Source organism: Agarivorans sp. MS3-6 (assembly GCF_054112545.1).
This window is the reverse complement of sequence record NZ_CM134202.1, coordinates 4681387-4701548: the sequence shown is the minus strand read 5'-3', so window position 1 is coordinate 4701548 and position 20162 is coordinate 4681387. Positions and strand designations below refer to the sequence as shown.

The following is a 20162-nucleotide window of genomic DNA, read 5'->3' as shown; positions in this document are numbered from 1 at the left end:
TAATGTATATTATGTTAAATAGATTATGGGTAAAGATAGACTCGTAAGCTTTTGGTAAAAACCATTGGAGATTCTACGTAGAACTCAGAATGGCCTTCCGTTCTGAGTTAGGTGCTCTATTCTGAGATGTTACCAAAACGGCATAACTCGGATTTGGACAAAAGCGTGTTACGTTATTAGCTCAAATATCGGTGCTTCGGATTAGATTGATTACGGTTAGATCGGAGTTAACGCCGCCAGCAGGGGCGAAAAAACCAGAGCGAAGTGGCGGCTTTTTACGTCCCTCTGGCTGGCCTTGTTAGCTTTATTTCCAGTCATATACTGGCAACTTTTGTTTTTTTATTCGCCTGCAGTCAGATAAGAAATAGTCTGGTTGCTTTCTACTATCCGATTTATAGAAAAAGCCATTTCCATCCATTAGATCAAAGTGAGCATAACCACTTTTCCCAAATCGCTCGCTGTACACTTTTATATCAGTTTCCGTTCCACTCCAAAAGTTAAACACGTCACCATCCCACACCCCGTTTTCGTAATCTCCAAGAGGCTTGAAGGTTATAAGGACGTCACTACTTTTTGTGACGACAACAAAGCCCATTGGTTTGACTTGATTGCCAGCACTAACAAATACTGCTCTAGCTCTTAGTTCTAGCTTTAATCCTCGGATAGGTTTGTTTGTATACCAATCAGACCTCTCGGGATCAGGGATAGCCTGTCCCATATCGCAGATCATACTAAACGAATCGAAGTACTCACCTGTTTTGTAGAACTCCGTGTAGCCCAAACCATCTAACCTATATGATTTTTTTAATGGCTCATTAAGGCTAGCAATCTCTCCGGCGACTGCTATCTGAGAGCCACAAATCAGCAAGGCCAAAATTCTTAGTTGATTCTTCATCACGTTCGCTCATCAATTTATGGTTTGATATTAACCGATTGTCTACCATAGTTTTTTACTCGGCATCAATCAATCGTCGATCCATTTCTTTCATTGATTGCTTTGACAAATGACGCAAACAAAACCAGAAACACTGTGCAAATACATAGTTAAAAAGTGCGCTAACCTTGGAAGCTCAACTAATTCAAAATTTACTCGTTAACAACGAGTAAATTCGAGATTCAAAACCATTAGTTTTGCTATGGCAAGAGCCTCGTGTGACAGTGGTGTTCCAAGGAGGGCGTAACTCATTTTGGGGCATAAACGAGTTGAATATAGGTATTCCGCTTAACCATCATTCTGAGATAGGAGGTGCTTTTAAATCCGCGTCATTCTGAGATACGAAACTAACCTGTTGATTATTGGTACCCGTTGTTCTGAGTTCTATCTGGAATCTCCACCATTCAAAATGAGATTTGCACATCTTGTGAGATTTAGTGTCTACTTGTTAGGTATTTGATATTAAGGGACTTTTGTTGACTGACTACTGGCTGTACACCTCTTTTCATGCCAGAGCGCTTTACTTTTTTGCGAATCCAGTTAAACATTTTTACTGGTGTTTTCCCGTTTTCAAAAACGTCTGTTATTTAGACGATCTAGTTCGACTTTGGACATTTTGAGTTTCGAATGAATCGTATTGTACGACCTAAAAAGTGTCTAGAACTTTCAGGCCTTACCAATCACACCCTAAATCGAGGCAGAAACGTTTGTCTTTCCTATACTTCGACAGGTAAAAGTAAAAATAACCTTCTATGAACCGTCATAAAGCGCTCTAGCGACTGCCTATTCTATTAAGAAGACTATGTCGACTGAACGCCCTAACAACATGGCTCACACCGCTATTAAGGATATGAATATGTCAGCTAGAACAGCCTTACCCATATATGATCTAAATGGTAACTTAGTCCAGAAGGGAACCATTTATTATCAAATCAAAAACTTTCCTTCTCAGTCTGGTTCATTTTCAGTCGCGGAAGTACGAGACAAAATATATCTCGCATTTAGAATGTGGGAACGAATATCAAACTTTAAATTTTCAGAATATATCCCCGATACCAGCAGATTAAGGAGAGAGGTAGAAATAGAGTTTGAATTTGGCGATGCGAATATAAAAGGGGGGATTGGCCGTCAGGCTATATGCGTACCAAAAGAGAGTAAAAGAAACGATGGAAAGATAAGAAGATTTAAAACCATCACGTTCCAAAATGATATTGTATGGACAAGGTTGCGTGGACGAGATGTCCCTTTTCCGACGTCGAGTGACATCCTGTGGGAACTTTATGAAATATTCGACGGAAAGTCTGACCTTCTGACGGTGGCCTGTCATGAAATTGGACATGCTCTCGGCCTGGAACACAACAGTGAGCCAGGTTCTATCATGAATGTGGTGGTTGGAGATACCCACAGTAAAAGTGTTATGACCAATCATCAACTCGGTTTTGTTGATGCGGCGAGCCTGGAAAAATATATAGCTTGAATGAAGAATTCATTCTCGAGGATATAGATGGCATAAACCATTTTTACTGGGTTGGAGGCGAAACGCTCTATACAGACCCAGGCCGCACAGCCAAACTTCAGCAGATGCACTCGTACGACTGGGGAATGCGTACCCCCTGGCGATTTCCTATCATGCAGGGAAAAAACCAAGGTAATAAGCAGTACCGAAAGATTTATGGGTTTTTCCTCCCGTCCAACTCTCCTGATCTCCGAACCGACATAGATGTTGTCGTCGGTGGTTGGACATTCTGCCAAGGTAGGAAAATCAATCCGTGGGGTGTTGAGCGTGAAAAGGTGTCAGCTGAGCACAAATATGGACAGCTCCAAACCTATTACAACGGCGAAAAGACGGGAGATTTCTATGTGGCGACAGAAAAACTTGGTGTGTTGGAGCCAGACCTACAATTAAAAGGCCCTTCAGTAAGTTCGCTTCCTAAGCCTAAGCCACCATTCATAAATAAGGCTGAGATACCATGGCGTGTCTTTGGAGGGTATAGAGATGTACGAAATAACTCATCTAAAATAGATACCAAGATCCTTACTAATAAATGGGGGTTAGCCGAAGGCGACCAGCAGATAGAGATTGCGGCGGCGAGAACGTTTTGGGACAACAGTAAAAAATATCAAGATGCGTATGGCCGAGCCGTGTTAACTCTCGGATACCGTTAGCACTAATATTTAGTCATTATATGATTTCAAGGGGAAAGAGGTTTGATTGTCAGGGGCAAATCTACCTGTGTTCTTATGCCCCCCTTTTTCGGGAGTGTAGTGGCATAGTGAATTTATCCACCTAGTTAGAGGATTTTTTCTTAGTTCTTATATGTTATATGGAAAAATCAACTTACTTCAATGCACCAGTAAGTCGATACCGCTCATGGAGGGACGAAATATATCAATCGCCCTAACCCACTTTTGGGTATAAATGAGTTTCGAAAAATCGAATGTTAGCGCCTCTCGAATAACGATAGGTATGGAAAGTCGCTTAATTTGGTGTCCTGCATTGATGGTGTAGAACCAATCGTATGTATAACATATAAACAAAGATATGGGCGATCTAGATGACATTTCATTCTAGAGTTTGTAAACGATACTACCCTTAAATATCGTACAAACTTGCAACTTAGTTCATTCACGAACTCTGAAATTTCTCCATAATTTTTGCATGATTTAACCACAATCGCGGACTAAGATAATTAGACAATATATTCAACGCGTGGGGAGACCGATGGAGGCATTAACACACGATGAGCTCGACTTCATTCGCGGTATGTTTACCGGTGAATACTGCGCTGAGAGCCCCCAACTCGCTCGAAAAAGTGCGGGTACTCAAGCAATGCACCTAAGTCGTACACTCGCACAAGCGAAACTGACCTTAGGGGAGTTCAAGCTATGGTTTCCAATACAATTCACCCCCAGTGACCTTGGCTACCTTCGTCCGCAATTGGCTTGTCCAGAGGTGATCGATACGCAAGGGTTAGAACGCTGTTGGCGGATAGACAACCCTACAGATATAAAAGTGCGCAGTCCAAAGCGACGCATTACAACTGAAGTGCTATCCATATCGAGCACTGGACTAAAAATGCGCTGCGGTGCAATCCAAACCGAAGAGTTCACCTTACTTGAACTCCCGCAGCAGAATAGAATTGAGATTAAGCTGCGAACCTGTCGCAACGATAGCGACACAGTGGCTGCAAATATCATTGCTGACGAGCGCTATCGCGAGAAACTCCGCGAATACATCTTTGGCCAGCACCAAAAGCGGTTTCCAGAGCTCTATTAATTCTCTATACCAAGTAGCAAAGGATTAGGATAACAAGACAGCCATGATAAGTTAGTACACCAGTCTACAATGGAATCTCTTTCCCTGGAACCGATCTAGAAACAAGCATCCCTAGTCACGATCCGGTTCTATTACAGAGCATTGAGCATCATATTGAACAGCTTGAACGTAAACGATATGAAAACGATTTGTGCCAGGAGATTTATGGCTTTATTCAGAAATCTCTTGGTACTCCCCAGTGTTGTTTCAATTTTGCGGTTAAAGACTTGAACCTACACCCAAAAGCAATTCAACGAGAGTTAAAGAGGAATGGCTTGTCATTCAAAGGTATTTTGGCTGAAACTCGTAAAGAAGTTGCTGAATATTACCTAGCAAAAACCAAGATGTCGTTTATTCAATTGTCTCAGTTACTGGGTTATAACAACCCTTCAGCTTTTTCTCGCGCCTTTAAATGTCATTCAGGAATAACACCTAAACAATACCGAGAGAAACAAATTGAATGCCGTGATGATGCTAAAACTTATGCCCTAAAGTGAAGGTTAACGGTACATCAAAACCCGGATTTGGAGGTGTTAAATTGGCATTACTAAGGTGTCGCCAAGACATATTTAGTTCCCAGTCTTTTTCTTCACCAAATTTAACCCCGACTCCAATCCAGTCGTTAAACAGGAAGCGAGAACCCTGTACTTGATTGCCAAGTTGCACCGAGCTCATTACTGAAGGCCCTGCTCCAACTTGAAAGAACCATTGGCGCTTTTCAGACACGGAAATGGTGTAACGAAACATGGGTATAAACGAGACTACTGGTAAGGGCTGAGAATCCTAGACACCGTCTAGGTTCTTAAATGGCGGCATCACATCAACTTAAACCGTAAGGTCATAGGCAACTCTTTTACAACCAAGTTGTAAGCTGAGGCATCGAAGCCTACCTCAAAAATTTTAACATGAGAATAAACTCGCGCTAAAACACTTAACAGTAATTCTCTATGCTGCTTTGGCATCTTAGAACCTATGTATACCTCTTTTAAGGCCTGTGAATCGAACTTATGGAGACCGTGTTTGTTTGATAAAAACCGAACTTCTCTTTCATACTCCCAATGTTCACTTTTATTGAGAGCTTTGTGAACAAATGATTCTAAAAGACTTTTAGGTGATTGATATTTGCTAATCTCACTTAAAGAAGATGTGTACTTGACTGGACTTAGCCCAACATTGCAATTCAAATTTAGCTGTTTAATTGAATCCAGTAGTAAAGCTGTGTCAAATTTCAAACAATATCCTTTTAGGCCATCACCATAATGTGACCACATCAAAATGTTGTAGACGCTTGATATCAAGGGAGAATTTTTTAAATCCCAACTTGCTGAGTAAACTGAAAGAGACTGCTGGAATTCTTTAGCACCTTCATAGCCTTTCGAGACTTCCTCTTCTACAAATTCAATAAACCTAGGGGGATCTGAATGATATTTATTTTGAGCTTCTTTTATTGCCTCAGCAGAACTATACCCTTTTAAATCCACCAAAACTTGAGCATACCAGCCTATAGAATGAGAAAAGGCTCTATCAGCATCGACTTCTTCAATTTTTGATAACCCCTCAAATGGATCGTTCAGCTCATTCATAGACGAAAACCAAACATCAGAAGCCCCTATGGCCGCCAGATTAAGTATATTTAACGACTGAAACTTATACGAATAAGTATGATGATGATTTAGTTTTTCTACGATAATTGCCATTAAGATGATAATTTAAGTCCGTATTTTCATACATAGTAAAATAGTTAACCTATTTGATTCCAGTTATACAGCGCTTAATTTGCTAGAAAGTTGAATTGCAAGGAAGTGAGTTAAAAGCCCACTAATGCGGGCTTCTCTATCTAAAAAACTTAAACGCTTTCTTTCGGCTGGTTTTTCGCTTGGTAGAGCGTTTCTTTTTGGTGGTTTTGGCCTTAGCTTTCGCCTTAACTATGCCGCCACCTTTTGAGTATTTATAACCTGGCTTAAGCTTGCTGCTCGATGCGCCGCTTTGATAAGTGGTTTCTTTCTTACTGGTCATAATTTATGATTCTTTGGTAAATTCTTGCTGCAGTTCCAGCTTGTAAACGCGCTTATCCATACGGTTGAGCAAGCGCCAATGCAGCACTAAGAACACAGCTATTAAGCCCGAATGCGGCGTAAACCCTAAGTCTGTTAAAGACTGCCACATGCCCTAGCCTTTCATTACTTTGCCCAGCATAATCAGCGCCGTTATAGTAAAAAACTTGGCTTAAAGCGGTAGTATTTAGAGTAAAACCCTTTAACCGTCACCTTACTTTTATTTATATATAAGTTAGCGTGTTGCTGAGAGCACCATTGGTACCTATACTTTTTAGCTAGTGAGTCGCAACTTAATAAAAGGAGTTGATTATGGAAATTGCAATCGGTATTGCTGTTTTCGCAGCCATTATAGGCATTGGTATAGCAATCTTAGCCTTTTCATTTTTACGCCCACCGAGACCAGAACGTATTGAAACTATAGATATCGATCTTACGAGTAATGTAAATTGGATATGTCGTTCATCGTACTGCAACTATGAGGGTAATTGGGCAGTGACTACGTCTGCTAATTTTGGCGAAGAGGCCGAGTTACTCTCCGTTTCCGTTCACTTAGTGCAATTTAACGAGGCCGGAGATAGGGCTGTTAACCAAGTATTAATTGGTGATGAAGCTACAGGTGGCTTCGAATTAGCAACCACAAATAGGCAGTTTTTCCCCGCTACAGGGCTTTATAAGATAAGTATAAGAGCCCAAACAGTAGGTGGCTTTATTAACGCGAAAACCATAGAGGTATTTTTTAACTTTGAAGACTCTTTTCAATACTTAGATTTTGGTCGGTCGTCAGGAAGTCCGAGTGTTTATATGGATCCACAACGCGCCTTTTACCGACGAGCATTTAGTTTTCTATCACCAGACGCAGACAGTGTTGCAGTGCCAGAGTTAGTAGACAACGACAAAAAAGCCGCACTTATTAGAACCTGTCCAAAATCAATGAAGCTAGAAAAAATAGAATATCTTGAAGGTTACCACCCAGTAATTGGTTCTGGCGAGCCAAACCTAGGAGTACGAACCATCTTGGTTTCGGTGTCTCGACCTGGTGATAGCTCTCCTATTGAGACAATCGAAATACCGAGACAATCAACTAAAGACTTAGCGCAAAGCCTTATCGTAGAGCAAGGCATAGAGACCTTAGTTGAAGTACGGGACCCTGATCGCAGTGGATACTCAGTCTCCAACACAACCTATAGTATCGCTTTTCATTTTAGTAGGATCCCATAAGAGGATTGCTGCCACAAAGCATCGCGTAGCTTTCTAAATAATCAACATTAGTTCGGCAGAACCTTGATTAATTAAGGTTCTGCTATTTTATGGGTGTTACTGCTTACGCTCGGCGCTTTTTAAACGCCAGCCAGCCTGCACTTAATATTGTTTTAGCCACCACACCAAGAGCACTTAATTTAGGATCGGCTTTTTTACCCGCAGCGATACGCCACATTTGGTGTTCATACCAAACCAAGCCTACCATCGCCATTTTATCTAAGCCTGGTTTACCCGTTGTTGGCACGGTGAGCGGCATACCATGGTCTGGGTTGCCAATTAACTTATTAGGAAACTCAGGGTCAACCGCCATAGTACGGGCAATGCCAATGAAGTCTGTCGCCGATGTATTGAGCGCTTCGTTCATTGCGGGCCCGGTTCTAAAGCCACCGGTGACTACGAGCGGTGTGCTAACCAGTTTACGAACTTTTACCATGTAATCCATAAAATAGGCTTCGCGTTTTATTGTGCTGGCCTTTAGCGGTTCGCTGTTATTTTTTGCGCCCATCATCGAGGGGCTTTCGTAAGTACCGCCCGATATTTCGATTAAATCAATCCCCTTATCACTGAGTGTTTGCACCACCTGCATCGACTCTTCTTCGGTGAAGCCGCCTTTCATAAAATCAGCGCTGTTTAGCTTAATGCCAACTGGGAAATCACCTCCCACTTCTTTACGGATTGCCCGATACAATTCAACTACAAAGCGAAGGCGGTTTTCGAGCGAGCCACCCCATTGATCGTTTCTTTGATTATGCCGAGAAGATAAAAACTGGCTCACCAAATAACCATGCGCGCCATGAATTTGAACCCCAGTAAACCCAGCCTGTTTGGCTAGCTTGGCACTGGTAGCAAATTGACTAATGATCTCATAGATGCCTCTTTCAGTGAGTGCGCGAGGCGTATTAAAGCCTTTTTCTAATCCACGCCCCAAAGCAATAGCAGACGGTGCCACTGGCTCTTCACATAAAAACTTAGGGATTTGCTTACCAGGGTGGTTAAGTTGCATCCAAATCTGAGCGCCATTCTGCTTACCCGCCTCGGCCCATTGACTAAATAAGGCTAAGTTACTGTGTTCATCTAACACAACGTTTTTAGGTTCACCTAGCGCCTGCCTGTCTACCATTACATTACCGGTAACAGATAAGCCAATACCGCCCTTAGCCCAACGTTTGTATAGCGTAGCTAAGCCAAAAGTGGGGTTATGTTGCTTATCGCCTAGCTGCTCGCTCATTGCTGATTTGAACAAACGGTTTTTAATCACTTGGCCATTAGACAGTGAAAAAGGTTGGCTGAGCTGATTCAAATTCATACTTGATGTTACTGCTATTTTGATTGATATGATGGCTGCAGTATGCGCTATTTTGTTGTTAGTTCCGAGCATTTAGCGGCTTTTAGCTTCTTAATTTAGTCAAGCTCTACAAATTTGTGTAACCAGCAATAGCTAAACGATAAACGCTGGCTTTCTGGCTTACCTTTTAAGGTAGTAACCATGCTGTTTTTTAGTCACTAGGTGGAAGCGTTCTGTTTAAGGTATTTACTTTAACCGCTGAACTTAAGCCAGCTAAACCTCGTAGTAATACTTATGAATAACAACCCGAGTAAGTATTTTGGCTGAGCCCCGTTTGCCCGAGCACCCCTTACCCAATAATAGAGCCTTGTATTGGTTTAGTGAGGATTTACGGCTTAAAGACAATTTAGTACTAAGCGACTTAATTAGTCGCCACCAAAGCATCGCTTTTATTTATTTGCTTGATCCCGCTTGGTTAATACCTAATAACTTCCAGCATTGTTTGTTAGGGGCTCACCGCCTTAGATTTATCGTTCACTCACTGCTTGATTTAGAACAGCAGCTGGCAAGATTAGGTCATACGCTGCACATTTGTCAGGGCGACCCAGTTAAATTGATACCCCAGTGGGTCACTCGCCATGGCATCAACCAAGTGGCATGCGCTAACCATGTGGGTTGTTATGAATCTAACACCTTGCACGTACTAAACCGGCTTTTGCCTCAACAATTTATCGCTAGCGAATGGAATAACAGTTTGTTTGGTCAAAACCTGCTTGAAGCATACCCACTGTTTGAAAACTCGCTACAATTTGAAAGCTTTTCAAAATTTCGTAATACTCTGGAAAAAGGCCGAGCTGAGGTCACCTTACCTTGCCAAACATGGATGGGTGATTTGCCCGCCCCGTTTAATTTGCATGGCGAGTTTATCAGCGCAATGCAACTGCAAGAACTGCTTGGCTTAGCCACCCCAAGTAAAAACGAAGTGGCAGTTGCCAACCAAGAGGTATTTTTAGCCGGAGAACAAGCCGCGCTAGCCCACTTAAACGATTATTTTAGTAGCGCGGCTCCTAGCACTTATAAACAAACCCGTAACCAGTTAGATGGCTGGCAAAGCTCTACCAAGTTGAGCCCCTATTTAGCCAATGGCAATTTGTCACCTAGACAGATCTGGGCGGCCGTTAACAAATATGAGCGTGAGCATATTAAGAACGAATCTACCTACTGGATAAAATTTGAATTATTGTGGCGAGAATATTTTCATTGCTTGGCCGTAAGGCAAGGGGCGAGCCTTTATGCATTTAAGGGCTTAAGCCAACACAAACCATTGAGCGCGTTCTACCCAGAGCGCTTTGCTAAGTGGTGTAACGGTAACACTCCCTACCCCTTAGTAAATGCGTGTATCAAGCAACTTATGCAAACGGGTTTTATCTCTAATAGAGGTAGGCAAATTGTTGCTAGCTGTTTAGTACATGACTTAGGTATTGATTGGCGTTATGGTGCGGCTTATTTTCAGCAACAGCTTATCGATCATGATCTAGCGTCTAACTGGGGCAATTGGCAGTATATTGCTGGTGTAGGCGTAGACCCTAGAGGGGGACGCCATTTTAACATTACTAAGCAAACCGCTTGTTATGATCCCCACGGAGAGTTCATTGCCAAATGGCAAGGAGCAGTGACCAGCCAATCTTTAGATTCGGTCGACGCGGCCGATTGGCCCAACATGGCTGACTAATGCGATTGGTCAGCGTTTATAGCTTGGTAAGCCCTTTGAGTGCAGTAACACTCGGCCTAGGGCCAGCACTTATACAGTTTGTTTGTAGATTATGAAAAAGTCGCAACTTCCCAGTAAGCTGTGTTTAGTGTGCCTGCGGCCGTTTAATTGGCGTAAAAAGTGGGCACGTGATTGGCCATTAGTAAAATACTGTTCTAAGCGTTGCGCCAGCAATAAGCGCAGTGCTATGCAAGCTCTAACTAAACCCTGAAATTAGCCCTTTTGCCGGCGGACAATAACGTTTGATCAGTTTTCTACTCGTTACAGGGGCTTTGTTATAAGCGCCACTTAGTGCGATAGTAAATATTTAATACCAAGACCCGCCACCAAAATAGCGACGCCTAAACCCAAGATATACTTTGGCCCATGATCAGGTTTATCGCTGGGAACGACTTTATAAAATTGCTCGCTCGGATGATCAGAACCGAGGCAAACTGGGATAAGATCTGTCAGTTGCGGAAGGCCTGTAATATAGGCAAGCAAAGTATAAACAACTATCAAACCGCCCAAAATAATAAAACAGTAACTCACAGGTTCACCAGCTTATAACGCCGCAAGCACGGGCAATGGCCAGCAGCTTGCCGGGCTGTGGCCTTTGCCCCCGAGGAGCGTAGCGACAAGTTAGTGACTTGCATTGTTAGCTGCTTTGACTACCACTGTGCCTGCCAAGTAGTCACCTATTCTGCGCTTGCTTTTGCCCAGTATTAGAAGCATGTCGATCATAGCCAAAAAAGGAATTGTTATGTTCCTTAAAAAGGACTGATAAAGGGTACAGTAAGCGCCAGTTTTTTTGTTAATCACCGATATTTTGTAGAGCGATTTACCAAGGCTACGCCCCTTTGGAAGAGCATCGCACAGCAGGTAATAACCACAAGCAACAGCAGCGACGAAAGCATCTTGAACCGTTTGATCCAGTTGCAAATGTTGAGCTATGGCAATAACAATTACACCCAGCACACCCGCAAAAAGAAGGTCGAAGCCATGCGCCATATATCGCGCACCTCTGCTAGCGAGAGCGGGCTTCACGACTTTGGGTTTAAGCTCTTCCGTTGCTTTCGGAGCGTCTGCTACCGATTCCAAATTACCGATAGTCGGTTCTACTCGTTCCATGATTTGATAACTTCTCTTGTACAGCTAACGCCCGCATAAGGGGCAGCAAAAATTAAGCGGCGGTTGGTTAAACTTGAGCGAAGCGCCAAAACTAATCGCCGCGTAGTTTTGATGTCCCAGCGAGCCTGCGCGACACCTATTCTTATTCGTTATAAGGAACTACTCAAATACTTCAGCCTGAAAGTAACTATTTATTAAACCCTCGGCATCAGAAGATTTACTCTCTTCCCAAGTGACTTTCAAGCCTTCTATGGAAATAAGAGGATCAAGTCCCACTCTTGTAGCTTCATAATACAAAACGAAATTATCAAGCTCGGATTTTTCAGCAAATATGAAGCCAGGCTTTGTTTGTGATGTATGATTGATGACCTGCAGCGCAATAGTTTGAGCTAGTTCTTGATCCTTATCGCTGTACGAAATAAATCCAGATTTATCAACTCCATAAGAAATACTATTTTCCTCTAATAGTTTCTTAAATGTCTCACCTTTCTCTCCTGTAAGGCTGATCCCTGGCTTAATATCTTCTGTACAAGCAACCAGTGTAAATATAACTATTAAAAAAAATGACCTAAGATACAAGTTGAATTCCTTATAACGCTAAGTAGGAAGCACGTGCTTCCTATCCCATTCAATGAGCACGCTTCCTATCACTGAAAGTGTGACTTAGCGCAAAATTGCCAGTCGGTTCATGCTCTCTCTTTAACTTATTGTCTACTTTGAGGTTTTCTTTTAATTTTATCAATAGTCAGTGTTCAAGTTTTGTAGACCGTTTTGACAAAAGCAGCTTGAGAACCAATGAGTCTGTATATAGTCACAGTGGAAAAGTGCGCAAGCCCTAAACGTTCAGTTTTCGTCATGTATATATTAGAAGCACTGAGTGAAATGATGAGTGTTGCGAAAGATGAAGGCGGGTTTGAAGGTGTGACTGGACTACCTGCTTAACAAACAATGAGGCAGGAATAAGATAGACCACAAATGCCCAACAGCTTCTTTAAAGCAATAGTTATCAAACTTTGTTGTAAGCGATCAGCCTTTATTGTCCGCCGATACCTATAACCGTGATTTATTGGTAATAACTTAACTTCAGGGGTGCTTTTTCGGGCCGAGTTTCGGTTCAGTTCGCCACAATTGGTAAAGTATTACCAAAAATACGCCTAGCATTAGCACGCTCAAGGCCGTTAGATTTTGCATGCCCATGGCGTCAAAGGTGGCACCAAACGAGTAACCGCCGCCAACTAAAACTAGCACCCATATTAGGGCTGAGCTGGCATTGAGAAGAGAAAACTTGCGCCACGGCATATCGGTTAAACCTAGTGGCAAGGCCCCAATAGTTCTAAGCCCTTTGGGGTAGCGATAAATAAAGATATAAGCGGTGCCATAACGCTCGGCAAGTAGGCGCGCGCGTTTAAATAGCTGACCAAATTGATTGGGTTTATCTAGCCAACCTGCGCCATAGGTTTTTGCCAGATAAAAACGCAACTCGTCACCTAAATAGCCGCCAGCAAAGCTTGCAATAGCCACCGCTCCAAGTTCTAGTGCGCCGGTATGTGCAGCGTAACCAGCAAACAACGGTAACCAGCCACTTTTAAGTGCACAATAGGCAAACACTATCAGGTACACAATAGTGCCATATTGGTTAAGTAAATTAAGAAATGCGTCCACTGTAAGACCTTGTTTGCCGTGTTTTAGTGTTGTGCTCATCAGCGAAAATCGCTGAGCGAAGTAAATCACTCACTGTTTATTTGTAAATTAATGGGGATTAATCCGCTTTCTGGCTACGACTCGCACCTCACCATGTTCACGTCGTTTAACCAGTATTAACTCGCCAGATTGTGGGTACACACCGGTTAGCGCGGTGATATTAACTTGATGGGTTACCAACACCGTGGGTAGCGTTAAGTTTTGCTGGGCTAACCATTCTTTAAGCGTTTGGGTTTGTTGTTCTTGGCGTTGAAATTGCCGGTAAAACGAGTTTAAAGCCAGCAATTCCTTCACCTCACCAAATTTAAGTAAGCGAGCAGTGTCTAGGCAGCGGCACCACTGGCTTGAAAATACCCTTACCCGATCTATGCCGTGTAGACGAAACTGCTCGCCAATAGCGCTGGCTTGCTGTTGCCCTTCTGGCGACAAGTTACGTTGGGTACTACAATCGTTTACATCAAAATGTGTAGGGTCGCCGTTACCAGGGGCAATCGCATGTCGCAGCAATACAAGGTGGTTTGATGATTTGAGCTCATCCCAGAAGCCTGTTTGATTGGCCTGTGCGTGGTTTGTTGCTAACACCATTAGGCTTATTAGCAAACACAGTCGTAACACCACCACTTGTAACTCGCTAGGTTTAGCCCAATACATGTTGGCCTCATTGGAGGTAAGTTTATTGCTTGATTATTTATACGCAGCTTGAGGGGCTTAAGCTCAATACTAAACGTATTAAAATCAACGCGCTCAACTATTCTTGGCGGTTTGTATTGCTTTAGATTACTACCAGTAAGCAGACCAAGTCACCATACAGCCGCTAAACATGATCATGGTTGCTATTTTGTTGGCTTCCCCTTGTTTTTATTAAGCTAAGTTGTTATTGCTCGCATTAACAATACCTTAGCTTTTAAAAACAACGCGTTTTAGTTTGAGAGTAATCAGCCGTGCATAACCAAATCAATAAACATCACAATACAAGATCATTTACGCGCCAATTCAGGGCTTGTGTTATGGCTATTATATTCGGTTTATTGAGTACTGCTGCTATGGCCAACTTTGTCGATACTAAAGGCACATCTATCGTTGATGAACATGGCCAAACATTGTTTCTGAAAGGCATAAATTTAGGAAACTGGCTGCTGTGGGAAGGTTACCTAATGATGGGCGACTATCAATATCGCACTCATACTCAGCTGTTTAACTCTCTAACAACGGTGTTTGGTAGCGAGGCTAAAGCGCGCGAATTTGAACATCAATGGCGTTTACATTATGTGGACGATCAAGCCCTTAAAGCGTTAAGACAGTTAGGCTTTAATTCAGTACGAGTCCCCTTTCATTACCGGCTGTTTTGGCAAGATGGTCAATTAACAGACCGCGGCTTTGAATACTTCGATCGTCTTATTCAATCAGCCGGTAAACATGGGATTTACGTATTGTTAGACATGCATGCTGCTCCCGGCTACCAAAACCCCGGCGACCATGCTGATAACCTACAGTCTAATGCCAGCCAACCGCGAGACTCGGTGGGGTTTTGGGATAACAGTGAAAACATAGAAATTGCTGCTAAAGTGTGGCGACATATTGCACTGCGCTACAAAGACGAACCGGTAATTTGGGGCTACGACTTACTTAACGAACCGGTTCCGCAACACGGTCGAGAACTCGAGTTGCTTAGCTCATTGATTACTCTGCGTAACGCCATAAGAGAAGTGGATACTCAACACATCATTGTTGCCCAAGGATCTTGGTGGGGGTCTGACCTTACGAAGTTAGATTGGACCGACCCAAAGGTGCAACAAGCGTCAGGGGTCACCGAACAGTGGGACAACAAGTTGGTGTATCAGCTTCATCATTACGGCCCCGCGGCAGACACGATTGGCCGAGAAGCTATTACCAATAAGTTAAATGTTCCACTCATAATTGGCGAGTATGGCGAAAGCAATAATGCCAATATCGCAAAGATCACTGCGTGGGCCAAACAAGATCTGGCCGGTTACTTTGCTTGGTCTTTTAAGAAGATGTCGCATGATAAAACGCTGTGGACGATACCACCTAACAGCGCTTACCAACAGCTAAAACACCACATCAACACAGCGCAACCTGGCTCAGATGATTTGTACCAAGCGATGTTGCACTTTGCCCAAAGCAACATCAAAAATGGTCATCCGGCTTTGCAATGGCATGGTGACTTTTATCAAGCGATTTATCCTTCGCTTACTGCTGAGTAGGCTCTACAATGTAGGCCGCTTAAAGCAAGAGTAATGAGTACTAAGCAGTGGATCACTTAAATGGAGTTCGCTATACCACTCTGCTACTCTGGCCACACATACATCTACTACTCATTACGTTGTCGAGAACAGATTAAATGCACAAATTAACCATACTCGATGGTGGCATGGGCCGCGAGTTGCAAGATATTGGCGCTCCTTTTTCGCAGCCACTGTGGAGTGCTCAAGCACTAATAGAGGCGCCCGAGTTCGTCAGCCAAGCTCATCAAAACTTTGTCGACGCGGGTGCTGAAATAGTCATTGTAAATAGCTATGCCTGCGTGCCTTTTCATTTAGGAGACGCGCTTTATCAAAGTGATGGTGCGAGGCTAGCGACTTTAGCAGCCAGTATTGCCCATAATGTTTGTATTAAGGCTACGTCAAGCAATAGGCCTATAAGTGTTGCTGGCGCGATCCCCCCGCCATTTGGCAGCTATCGCCCTGACTTATTCGATGCCGATAAAGCCAAGCTAATTGTTGCCAGCTTAGTTGCCGCCCAGCAGCCCTATGTTGATCTTTGGCTAGCCGAAACTATCTCTAGTATAAAAGAGTTTGAGGTGATTCAAACAGCATTGAGCACCACAGGTAAAAGCTGCTACTACTCGTTCAATTTAGATGACCGTGTCAGTAACCAAGCCTGCCTACGCTCAGGCGAATCTGTCAGTAGCGCAGCCAAGCGAGTATGCCAAACCGGCGCTAAGGCGATACTCTTTAATTGCTCCATTCCAGAGGTGATGGAGCAAGCCATTAAAGACGCCAAACAAGTAATAGAGGCACAAGATGGCGATGTAGAAATTGGCGTATATGCCAATAACTTTATGCCGATTAAAACCGACCATGAAGCCAATAGTTCACTACAGCCAATGCGCGAACTCTCGCCTGATGATTATCTCGTTTATGCCAAACGTTGGTATGACGCAGGGGCAAGCATCATTGGAGGCTGTTGTGGAATTGGCCCCGCGCACATTAACGCGTTATCTCAATGGAAATGCGCGCTTTTAGACCAATAAGTACAGGATTCAATGTGTTTCAGGTTTACATTGAGTTAGTGGGCTAATTTTTAAAAAATAGTACCAAAAAACCAGCAATGCGGTTAAAGCTTGAAATAAAGCCGAGTAGCGCTTAGATACTCGGCGTTTAAATGGTTGGATTACCCTCATCATCTTATTAATGTGCATGAGTAATCGTTGAGTTAACTCGCTCTTGTGTATTGGCTAGTTGTTCTTTGAGCTATGACTTTTGTTTAATCTTCGCGTGACTAAGCCAAGCATAGCTAAAGAAAACACCGCAACGCTTGCTGGTTCGCTTACATTGACAATAGACCTTGCGTTGGTATTAGCAGGGATACTCTCGCTGAAAAGATCAATTTGTAAGAACATAGAACTGGTCACTTCGGTTTCTGGCAAGGCAAAAGATACGCTGTCGGGCGTAAAGCTGGTTTTTACTCCGCTTATATTGCTGGTAACATCGATGTGGGTAAGTACGTTATTTGGCTGGCCTATCCAATCAAGGTCAGACAGTACAAAACTCAAAAAGCCCTGTCCGTTACAGGTAAACCAGCCGCAATATGGGCCATTTTCAAAATCTAGCCTAATAGCATCTGCTAACACATCGATATTAAGAGAATTTTGAAAGTTAAAGTAGTCGGCGTACTCAACTGCATCACTTACGGTGGCAGCTAAGGCACCATTTCCTTCGCATAATTGGTGGTCTGAAGCAGAGCTTTGCGTACAGTTTAAATACACTTCATCGGTAATGAGTGTGGCAGCGCTTAGGCTTGGGTAGAACAGTGCTACTGTTAGCGTTAAAACATAGAGTAGATTTCTCATAGCCTTTCCTTGCAATTTAATGTTGGTCAAGCTGTGAAAGCAGTTATTAAGCCACTATTTATAATCTATTTATTTACATGAGCTTACACTGATTTTCTATCGATATTTGTTGTTTGAGATAATCTGTTTTGCATTCTGCAATTAACTAGCAATGGTAAGCCATCGGCATGGTATTAAGTTTGCAATACCCGCCTTACGCTCATCAGCCTTGACGAGCTAAATGTAAAATAGGAGCGACAAAATGAGTGACCATAACCAAGCTAACGACCGTTATGTGTCGTTCTGTGGTATTAACTGTGATGGTAATGCCGATAAGTTGATTGAAATGTTAGAACAACAGCTTAGTAGCAACGGTGGTGCAGCATTATGGCGTGAGTACTTTGCCCGTGCGCGGCAACAGCAAGTAAAATTGGCTCAAGACAATCTTCATTTTATTGGTAATCAAACCAACTGTTTGTATGAGTATTTTGAACAATGTAACGATGAAAAAGCACTCGCACTGTTGTATAAAGTAGAACAAGAGTGTTGTTAGCTTCTCTACAATTGGAGGCCTTAGTGACAGATTGCTACTCGGTAAATGACCTAGCCGCCGCTTAAAATTCACTGGCGACAAACTTAGCTTCAGCACGCGCTACTACGTTTAAATCATGGGTAATATGTGCTTCTAGCTTGTAAATGCCTCTGCGGTGACTTAACAACCTCGCCGTTATCAGTAATTGCTGGCCTACTTTTATCGGTTTGATGAAGCGGGTTGAAAGTTCAGCGGTTAATGCAGTGACCTTATGGCGAAAAAGACAATGGGTCATACTGGCGTCAAGCAAAGTACAAATAAGACCGCCATGAAGTAAACCATTATATCCTTGGTGATTAAGCCCTACTTCAAAGTGACCAACCACACTGGCTTCACCCTCAGGCCTAAAACGTAAGGCTAATGATGAAGCTTGTTGAGCTGTTGATCCGCATGCTACGCATTGGGTATGTAGCGGGTTAACGCTGTGAGTGTTGATGGGCACCTTGATTAATGCTTACAACAGCCAGTGTGTTTACCTTGACGTCCACTTTTTTGGCAGCAAGCTTGTTGCTTGCTTGCGTTACTAGAAGGTCTGCCCTCGGTGGCTAGGCATAACTGATGTAAACTGACCTGCTCTGGCTGAAATAAAGCATCAACGCTGGCTAATCGTCCATGGGTTTGAAACACCATAAGGTCTTTGGCTAACAGCTTGCTAAGCATTTTGTCGCCTATGTTTTTTATCAGTACTCGTTCTACTTTATAACGGTCAAACAAATCTAGTATTTGCTTTTTGCCGTGGCAGCCTTCATTTAAACTTGGGTTTGCTCTACTGGCTAACAAAACACCTGCGCCATCATAAAACGAGAAACTCATCGCTTTAGTAAAATGGCCGGCTAGTTTATCGTTGTTTACGGGTATTGCTATGATCATGGCTTACTCCTTGTCGGCATTGCCGGTAATTAGTGCTTTTCCGTGGCTTAGGCAGTCAGTGACTTTGTACCTAGCCCCTTTTAGTATGTTGGCGAGGGTTTGACGTGAAACCCCCATTTCTAACGCGGCCTGTTGTTGTTGCATTCCCAGTAAATCCACTAAACGTAGCGCTTCAAATTCGTCCTCTTGTAAGGTGACTGTTTCAAGTTGACTGAGAGGAAGGCCGTTGGGTTTAAAGCATTGGTTGGCCGCTCGGCCACACACATGACGTCTAATTTTAGGTCTAGGCATAGTACTGTCTCTTGTCTATATGTGGCATATGCTATTTATACCCTTGGTTATTGGCATATGCAATCTATTTTTACCGTAAGCAAGTTATTAGCGATCCTCAAGAAAATCTGAGCGCCTTTAGGGAGTTTACAAGCTGATAAAAAACGAGAGAGGTGAATAGCTATAAAAAGCTTAAAGAGAATGATAATAACTATTTAATAGATATACATTATCGATACTTAACAAGGCCATATGGATATTTATGTCAGAAAATTTTACACAAATACATTAACGATTATATTTATCGCCAAAACATCATTGATAACTATAACATTAATTTATTGGCATCTAGTATGCTTGTATATCAGTTGAGTTAATTTAACGCTCTCAATAAATTTAAAACAATGATGGCGTAAATGTTGGAACACTTAAACGTTACTAAATATAAACAATATTTAGTGATTTTCCTTTACTGTTTAAAGGAATTTAAAATGACCATTCATCGAAATGCCTCACTGCTTCATCCTCTCTATCTAATAATTTTCGGCTTAAAGTACCTGAAGATGCCAATCTTTATATTATTAATGACGTTTTTAGTTATTTATAGGGCTAATGCAAGCGTCATTTATCAAACTGACCCATTAAACTTTACTACTCACGATCAAAGCATGTGGGGTAATGGAAACGCTCTCGTTTATGAAGATAGTTTTTTCTTAGGCCAAACTTGGAACAATAGTACTGTTGGCTATGGCACCATAATTGGTGGCATTTCAGAAACCACAGTAGCAACCAACCCATCTTGGTGGGCATGGAAAGCATGTGTAAGTACGTTCGGGTGGTTTTGTCCCTCCGAACCGGAAAAAAACAATATAGTAGCCGTTTTGGACACTCGGACTGGAGCAACAGTAGACTTCACCACTTCAG

General features: G+C 42.7%; 26 protein-coding genes. 11 read left to right on the top strand and 15 right to left on the bottom strand.

The genetic code is table 11. The annotated features are described in order from the left end of the window. Positions 1 to 304: 304 nt before the first annotated feature. Positions 305 to 898, bottom strand: coding sequence for a hypothetical protein (locus ACVFI8_RS21610; protein ID WP_457872665.1), 594 nt, complete (start codon positions 896 to 898; stop codon positions 305 to 307). Positions 899 to 1790: 892 nt separating this feature from the next. On the opposite strand from ACVFI8_RS21610, the gene ACVFI8_RS21605 reads away from it, so the two are divergent. The 4 genes from ACVFI8_RS21605 (at position 1791) to ACVFI8_RS21590 (ending at position 4747) form a co-directional block, all read left to right on the top strand. After that, positions 1791 to 2411, top strand: coding sequence for a matrixin family metalloprotease (locus tag ACVFI8_RS21605; protein ID WP_457872663.1), 621 nt, complete (start codon positions 1791 to 1793; stop codon positions 2409 to 2411). Then, on the top strand, positions 2408 to 3100 hold the full coding sequence (locus tag ACVFI8_RS21600) for a hypothetical protein (RefSeq protein ID WP_457872662.1): 693 nt from the start codon (positions 2408 to 2410) through the stop codon (positions 3098 to 3100). Before ACVFI8_RS21605 ends, ACVFI8_RS21600 begins: the two co-directional genes overlap by 4 nt. A gap of 556 nt (positions 3101 to 3656) precedes the next feature. Further along, on the top strand, positions 3657 to 4211 hold the full coding sequence (locus tag ACVFI8_RS21595; RefSeq protein WP_457872661.1) for a PilZ domain-containing protein: 555 nt from the start codon (positions 3657 to 3659) through the stop codon (positions 4209 to 4211). Positions 4212 to 4399: 188 nt separating this feature from the next. Beyond that, positions 4400 to 4747 (top strand): helix-turn-helix transcriptional regulator, encoded by a 348-nt coding sequence (locus tag ACVFI8_RS21590; RefSeq protein ID WP_457872660.1) that lies wholly within the window; start codon positions 4400 to 4402, stop codon positions 4745 to 4747. Here the strand turns inward: ACVFI8_RS21590 and ACVFI8_RS21585 are convergent. The 4 genes from ACVFI8_RS21585 to ACVFI8_RS21570 form a co-directional block, all read right to left on the bottom strand. Beyond that, positions 4725 to 4997, bottom strand: a complete 273-nt coding sequence (locus ACVFI8_RS21585) for an acyloxyacyl hydrolase (RefSeq protein WP_457872659.1) — start codon at positions 4995 to 4997, stop codon at positions 4725 to 4727. The two genes, ACVFI8_RS21590 and ACVFI8_RS21585, sit on opposite strands and share 23 nt — an antisense overlap. 68 nt (positions 4998 to 5065) lie before the next feature. Further along, the gene (locus ACVFI8_RS21580; protein ID WP_457872658.1) at positions 5066 to 5947 is read right to left on the bottom strand and encodes a DUF2971 domain-containing protein; all 882 of its coding nucleotides are present in this window, start codon (positions 5945 to 5947) and stop codon (positions 5066 to 5068) included. Between the two features lie 136 nt (positions 5948 to 6083). Continuing rightward, a complete protein-coding gene (locus tag ACVFI8_RS21575; protein WP_457872656.1) occupies positions 6084 to 6266 on the bottom strand; it encodes a hypothetical protein in 183 nt (60 codons plus the stop codon). Between the two features lie 3 nt (positions 6267 to 6269). Next, positions 6270 to 6416 (bottom strand): hypothetical protein, encoded by a 147-nt coding sequence (locus tag ACVFI8_RS21570; RefSeq protein ID WP_457872655.1) that lies wholly within the window; start codon positions 6414 to 6416, stop codon positions 6270 to 6272. A 200-nt stretch (positions 6417 to 6616) separates the two neighbouring features. On the opposite strand from ACVFI8_RS21570, the gene ACVFI8_RS21565 reads away from it, so the two are divergent. Then, positions 6617 to 7525 (top strand): hypothetical protein, encoded by a 909-nt coding sequence (locus ACVFI8_RS21565; protein ID WP_457872654.1) that lies wholly within the window; start codon positions 6617 to 6619, stop codon positions 7523 to 7525. 103 nt (positions 7526 to 7628) lie between these two features. On the opposite strand, the gene ACVFI8_RS21560 is transcribed toward ACVFI8_RS21565, so the two are convergent. Continuing rightward, positions 7629 to 8873, bottom strand: coding sequence for an NADH:flavin oxidoreductase/NADH oxidase family protein (locus ACVFI8_RS21560; protein WP_457872653.1), 1245 nt, complete (start codon positions 8871 to 8873; stop codon positions 7629 to 7631). Between the two features lie 298 nt (positions 8874 to 9171). On the opposite strand from ACVFI8_RS21560, the gene ACVFI8_RS21555 reads away from it, so the two are divergent. Further along, on the top strand, positions 9172 to 10584 hold the full coding sequence (locus ACVFI8_RS21555) for a DASH family cryptochrome (RefSeq protein ID WP_457872652.1): 1413 nt from the start codon (positions 9172 to 9174) through the stop codon (positions 10582 to 10584). Positions 10585 to 10675: 91 nt separating this feature from the next. After that, positions 10676 to 10834, top strand: coding sequence for a DUF2256 domain-containing protein (locus ACVFI8_RS21550; RefSeq protein WP_457872651.1), 159 nt, complete (start codon positions 10676 to 10678; stop codon positions 10832 to 10834). A 77-nt stretch (positions 10835 to 10911) separates the two neighbouring features. Here the strand turns inward: ACVFI8_RS21550 and ACVFI8_RS21545 are convergent, their stop codons facing one another. The 3 genes from ACVFI8_RS21545 to ACVFI8_RS21535 form a co-directional block, all read right to left on the bottom strand. Next, a complete protein-coding gene (locus tag ACVFI8_RS21545; protein WP_457872650.1) occupies positions 10912 to 11154 on the bottom strand; it encodes a hypothetical protein in 243 nt (80 codons plus the stop codon). Between the two features lie 90 nt (positions 11155 to 11244). Beyond that, positions 11245 to 11733, bottom strand: a complete 489-nt coding sequence (locus ACVFI8_RS21540; protein WP_457872649.1) for an RDD family protein — start codon at positions 11731 to 11733, stop codon at positions 11245 to 11247. Between the two features lie 159 nt (positions 11734 to 11892). Next, positions 11893 to 12312: a hypothetical protein gene (locus ACVFI8_RS21535; protein WP_457872648.1), complete on the bottom strand. Its 420-nt coding sequence runs from the start codon at positions 12310 to 12312 to the stop codon at positions 11893 to 11895. A 216-nt stretch (positions 12313 to 12528) separates the two neighbouring features. Here ACVFI8_RS21535 and ACVFI8_RS21530 point away from each other — a divergent pair, with 216 nt between their 5' ends. Next, on the top strand, positions 12529 to 12675 hold the full coding sequence (locus ACVFI8_RS21530; RefSeq protein ID WP_248715473.1) for a hypothetical protein: 147 nt from the start codon (positions 12529 to 12531) through the stop codon (positions 12673 to 12675). Between the two features lie 141 nt (positions 12676 to 12816). Here the strand turns inward: ACVFI8_RS21530 and ACVFI8_RS21525 are convergent, their stop codons facing one another. After that, positions 12817 to 13434 carry a DedA family protein gene (locus tag ACVFI8_RS21525; protein WP_457872647.1) on the bottom strand — a complete coding sequence of 206 codons (618 nt, stop codon included), beginning with the start codon at positions 13432 to 13434 and terminating at the stop codon, positions 12817 to 12819. 48 nt (positions 13435 to 13482) lie between these two features. Next, a complete protein-coding gene (locus ACVFI8_RS21520; protein WP_457872646.1) occupies positions 13483 to 14085 on the bottom strand; it encodes a histidine phosphatase family protein in 603 nt (200 codons plus the stop codon). A 356-nt stretch (positions 14086 to 14441) separates the two neighbouring features. On the opposite strand from ACVFI8_RS21520, the gene ACVFI8_RS21515 reads away from it, so the two are divergent. Both ACVFI8_RS21515 and ACVFI8_RS21510 read left to right on the top strand, forming a co-directional pair. Continuing rightward, positions 14442 to 15659: a glycoside hydrolase family 5 protein gene (locus tag ACVFI8_RS21515; RefSeq protein WP_457872645.1), complete on the top strand. Its 1218-nt coding sequence runs from the start codon at positions 14442 to 14444 to the stop codon at positions 15657 to 15659. Between the two features lie 137 nt (positions 15660 to 15796). Further along, a complete protein-coding gene (locus ACVFI8_RS21510) occupies positions 15797 to 16708 on the top strand; it encodes a homocysteine S-methyltransferase family protein (RefSeq protein WP_457872644.1) in 912 nt (303 codons plus the stop codon). A gap of 204 nt (positions 16709 to 16912) precedes the next feature. Here the strand turns inward: ACVFI8_RS21510 and ACVFI8_RS21505 are convergent, their stop codons facing one another. Continuing rightward, complete coding sequence (locus tag ACVFI8_RS21505) at positions 16913 to 17527, bottom strand: hypothetical protein (protein ID WP_457872643.1); 615 nt, start codon at positions 17525 to 17527, stop codon at positions 16913 to 16915. A gap of 241 nt (positions 17528 to 17768) precedes the next feature. On the opposite strand from ACVFI8_RS21505, the gene cowN reads away from it, so the two are divergent. Beyond that, positions 17769 to 18059: a N(2)-fixation sustaining protein CowN gene (gene cowN / locus ACVFI8_RS21500; RefSeq protein WP_248715479.1), complete on the top strand. Its 291-nt coding sequence runs from the start codon at positions 17769 to 17771 to the stop codon at positions 18057 to 18059. Between the two features lie 61 nt (positions 18060 to 18120). On the opposite strand, the gene ACVFI8_RS21495 is transcribed toward cowN, so the two are convergent. Genes ACVFI8_RS21495 through ACVFI8_RS21485 form a run of 3 tightly spaced genes read right to left on the bottom strand, consistent with a single transcriptional unit; the run spans position 18121 to position 19259 of the window. Then, entirely contained in the window at positions 18121 to 18540 is a 420-nt protein-coding gene (locus ACVFI8_RS21495) for a PaaI family thioesterase (RefSeq protein ID WP_457872642.1), read from the bottom strand. A gap of 5 nt (positions 18541 to 18545) precedes the next feature. Continuing rightward, complete coding sequence (locus ACVFI8_RS21490) at positions 18546 to 18968, bottom strand: NifB/NifX family molybdenum-iron cluster-binding protein (protein ID WP_457872641.1); 423 nt, start codon at positions 18966 to 18968, stop codon at positions 18546 to 18548. Positions 18969 to 18971: 3 nt separating this feature from the next. Continuing rightward, positions 18972 to 19259 (bottom strand): DUF134 domain-containing protein, encoded by a 288-nt coding sequence (locus ACVFI8_RS21485; RefSeq protein ID WP_248715482.1) that lies wholly within the window; start codon positions 19257 to 19259, stop codon positions 18972 to 18974. Between the last annotated feature and the right edge of the window lie 903 nt (positions 19260 to 20162).

Excerpts from the sequence above, each read along its gene's own strand:
- ACVFI8_RS21605 (WP_457872663.1), top strand. The coding sequence starts at position 1,791 with ATGTCAGCTAGAACAGCCTTACCCATATATGATCTAAATGGTAACTTA.
- ACVFI8_RS21595 (WP_457872661.1), top strand. The coding sequence starts at position 3,657 with ATGGAGGCATTAACACACGATGAGCTCGACTTCATTCGCGGTATGTTT.
- ACVFI8_RS21585 (WP_457872659.1), bottom strand. The coding sequence starts at position 4,997 with ATGTTTCGTTACACCATTTCCGTGTCTGAAAAGCGCCAATGGTTCTTT.
- ACVFI8_RS21580 (WP_457872658.1), bottom strand. The coding sequence starts at position 5,947 with ATGGCAATTATCGTAGAAAAACTAAATCATCATCATACTTATTCGTAT.
- ACVFI8_RS21575 (WP_457872656.1), bottom strand. The coding sequence starts at position 6,266 with ATGACCAGTAAGAAAGAAACCACTTATCAAAGCGGCGCATCGAGCAGC.
- ACVFI8_RS21570 (WP_457872655.1), bottom strand. The coding sequence starts at position 6,416 with ATGTGGCAGTCTTTAACAGACTTAGGGTTTACGCCGCATTCGGGCTTA.
- ACVFI8_RS21565 (WP_457872654.1), top strand. The coding sequence starts at position 6,617 with ATGGAAATTGCAATCGGTATTGCTGTTTTCGCAGCCATTATAGGCATT.
- ACVFI8_RS21560 (WP_457872653.1), bottom strand. The coding sequence starts at position 8,873 with ATGAATTTGAATCAGCTCAGCCAACCTTTTTCACTGTCTAATGGCCAA.
- ACVFI8_RS21550 (WP_457872651.1), top strand. The coding sequence starts at position 10,676 with ATGAAAAAGTCGCAACTTCCCAGTAAGCTGTGTTTAGTGTGCCTGCGG.
- ACVFI8_RS21540 (WP_457872649.1), bottom strand. The coding sequence starts at position 11,733 with ATGGAACGAGTAGAACCGACTATCGGTAATTTGGAATCGGTAGCAGAC.
- ACVFI8_RS21530 (WP_248715473.1), top strand. The coding sequence starts at position 12,529 with ATGAGTCTGTATATAGTCACAGTGGAAAAGTGCGCAAGCCCTAAACGT.
- ACVFI8_RS21525 (WP_457872647.1), bottom strand. The coding sequence starts at position 13,434 with ATGAGCACAACACTAAAACACGGCAAACAAGGTCTTACAGTGGACGCA.
- ACVFI8_RS21520 (WP_457872646.1), bottom strand. The coding sequence starts at position 14,085 with ATGTATTGGGCTAAACCTAGCGAGTTACAAGTGGTGGTGTTACGACTG.
- ACVFI8_RS21515 (WP_457872645.1), top strand. The coding sequence starts at position 14,442 with ATGGCTATTATATTCGGTTTATTGAGTACTGCTGCTATGGCCAACTTT.
- ACVFI8_RS21510 (WP_457872644.1), top strand. The coding sequence starts at position 15,797 with ATGCACAAATTAACCATACTCGATGGTGGCATGGGCCGCGAGTTGCAA.
- ACVFI8_RS21505 (WP_457872643.1), bottom strand. The coding sequence starts at position 17,527 with ATGAGAAATCTACTCTATGTTTTAACGCTAACAGTAGCACTGTTCTAC.
- cowN (WP_248715479.1), top strand. The coding sequence starts at position 17,769 with ATGAGTGACCATAACCAAGCTAACGACCGTTATGTGTCGTTCTGTGGT.
- ACVFI8_RS21490 (WP_457872641.1), bottom strand. The coding sequence starts at position 18,968 with ATGATCATAGCAATACCCGTAAACAACGATAAACTAGCCGGCCATTTT.
- ACVFI8_RS21485 (WP_248715482.1), bottom strand. The coding sequence starts at position 19,259 with ATGCCTAGACCTAAAATTAGACGTCATGTGTGTGGCCGAGCGGCCAAC.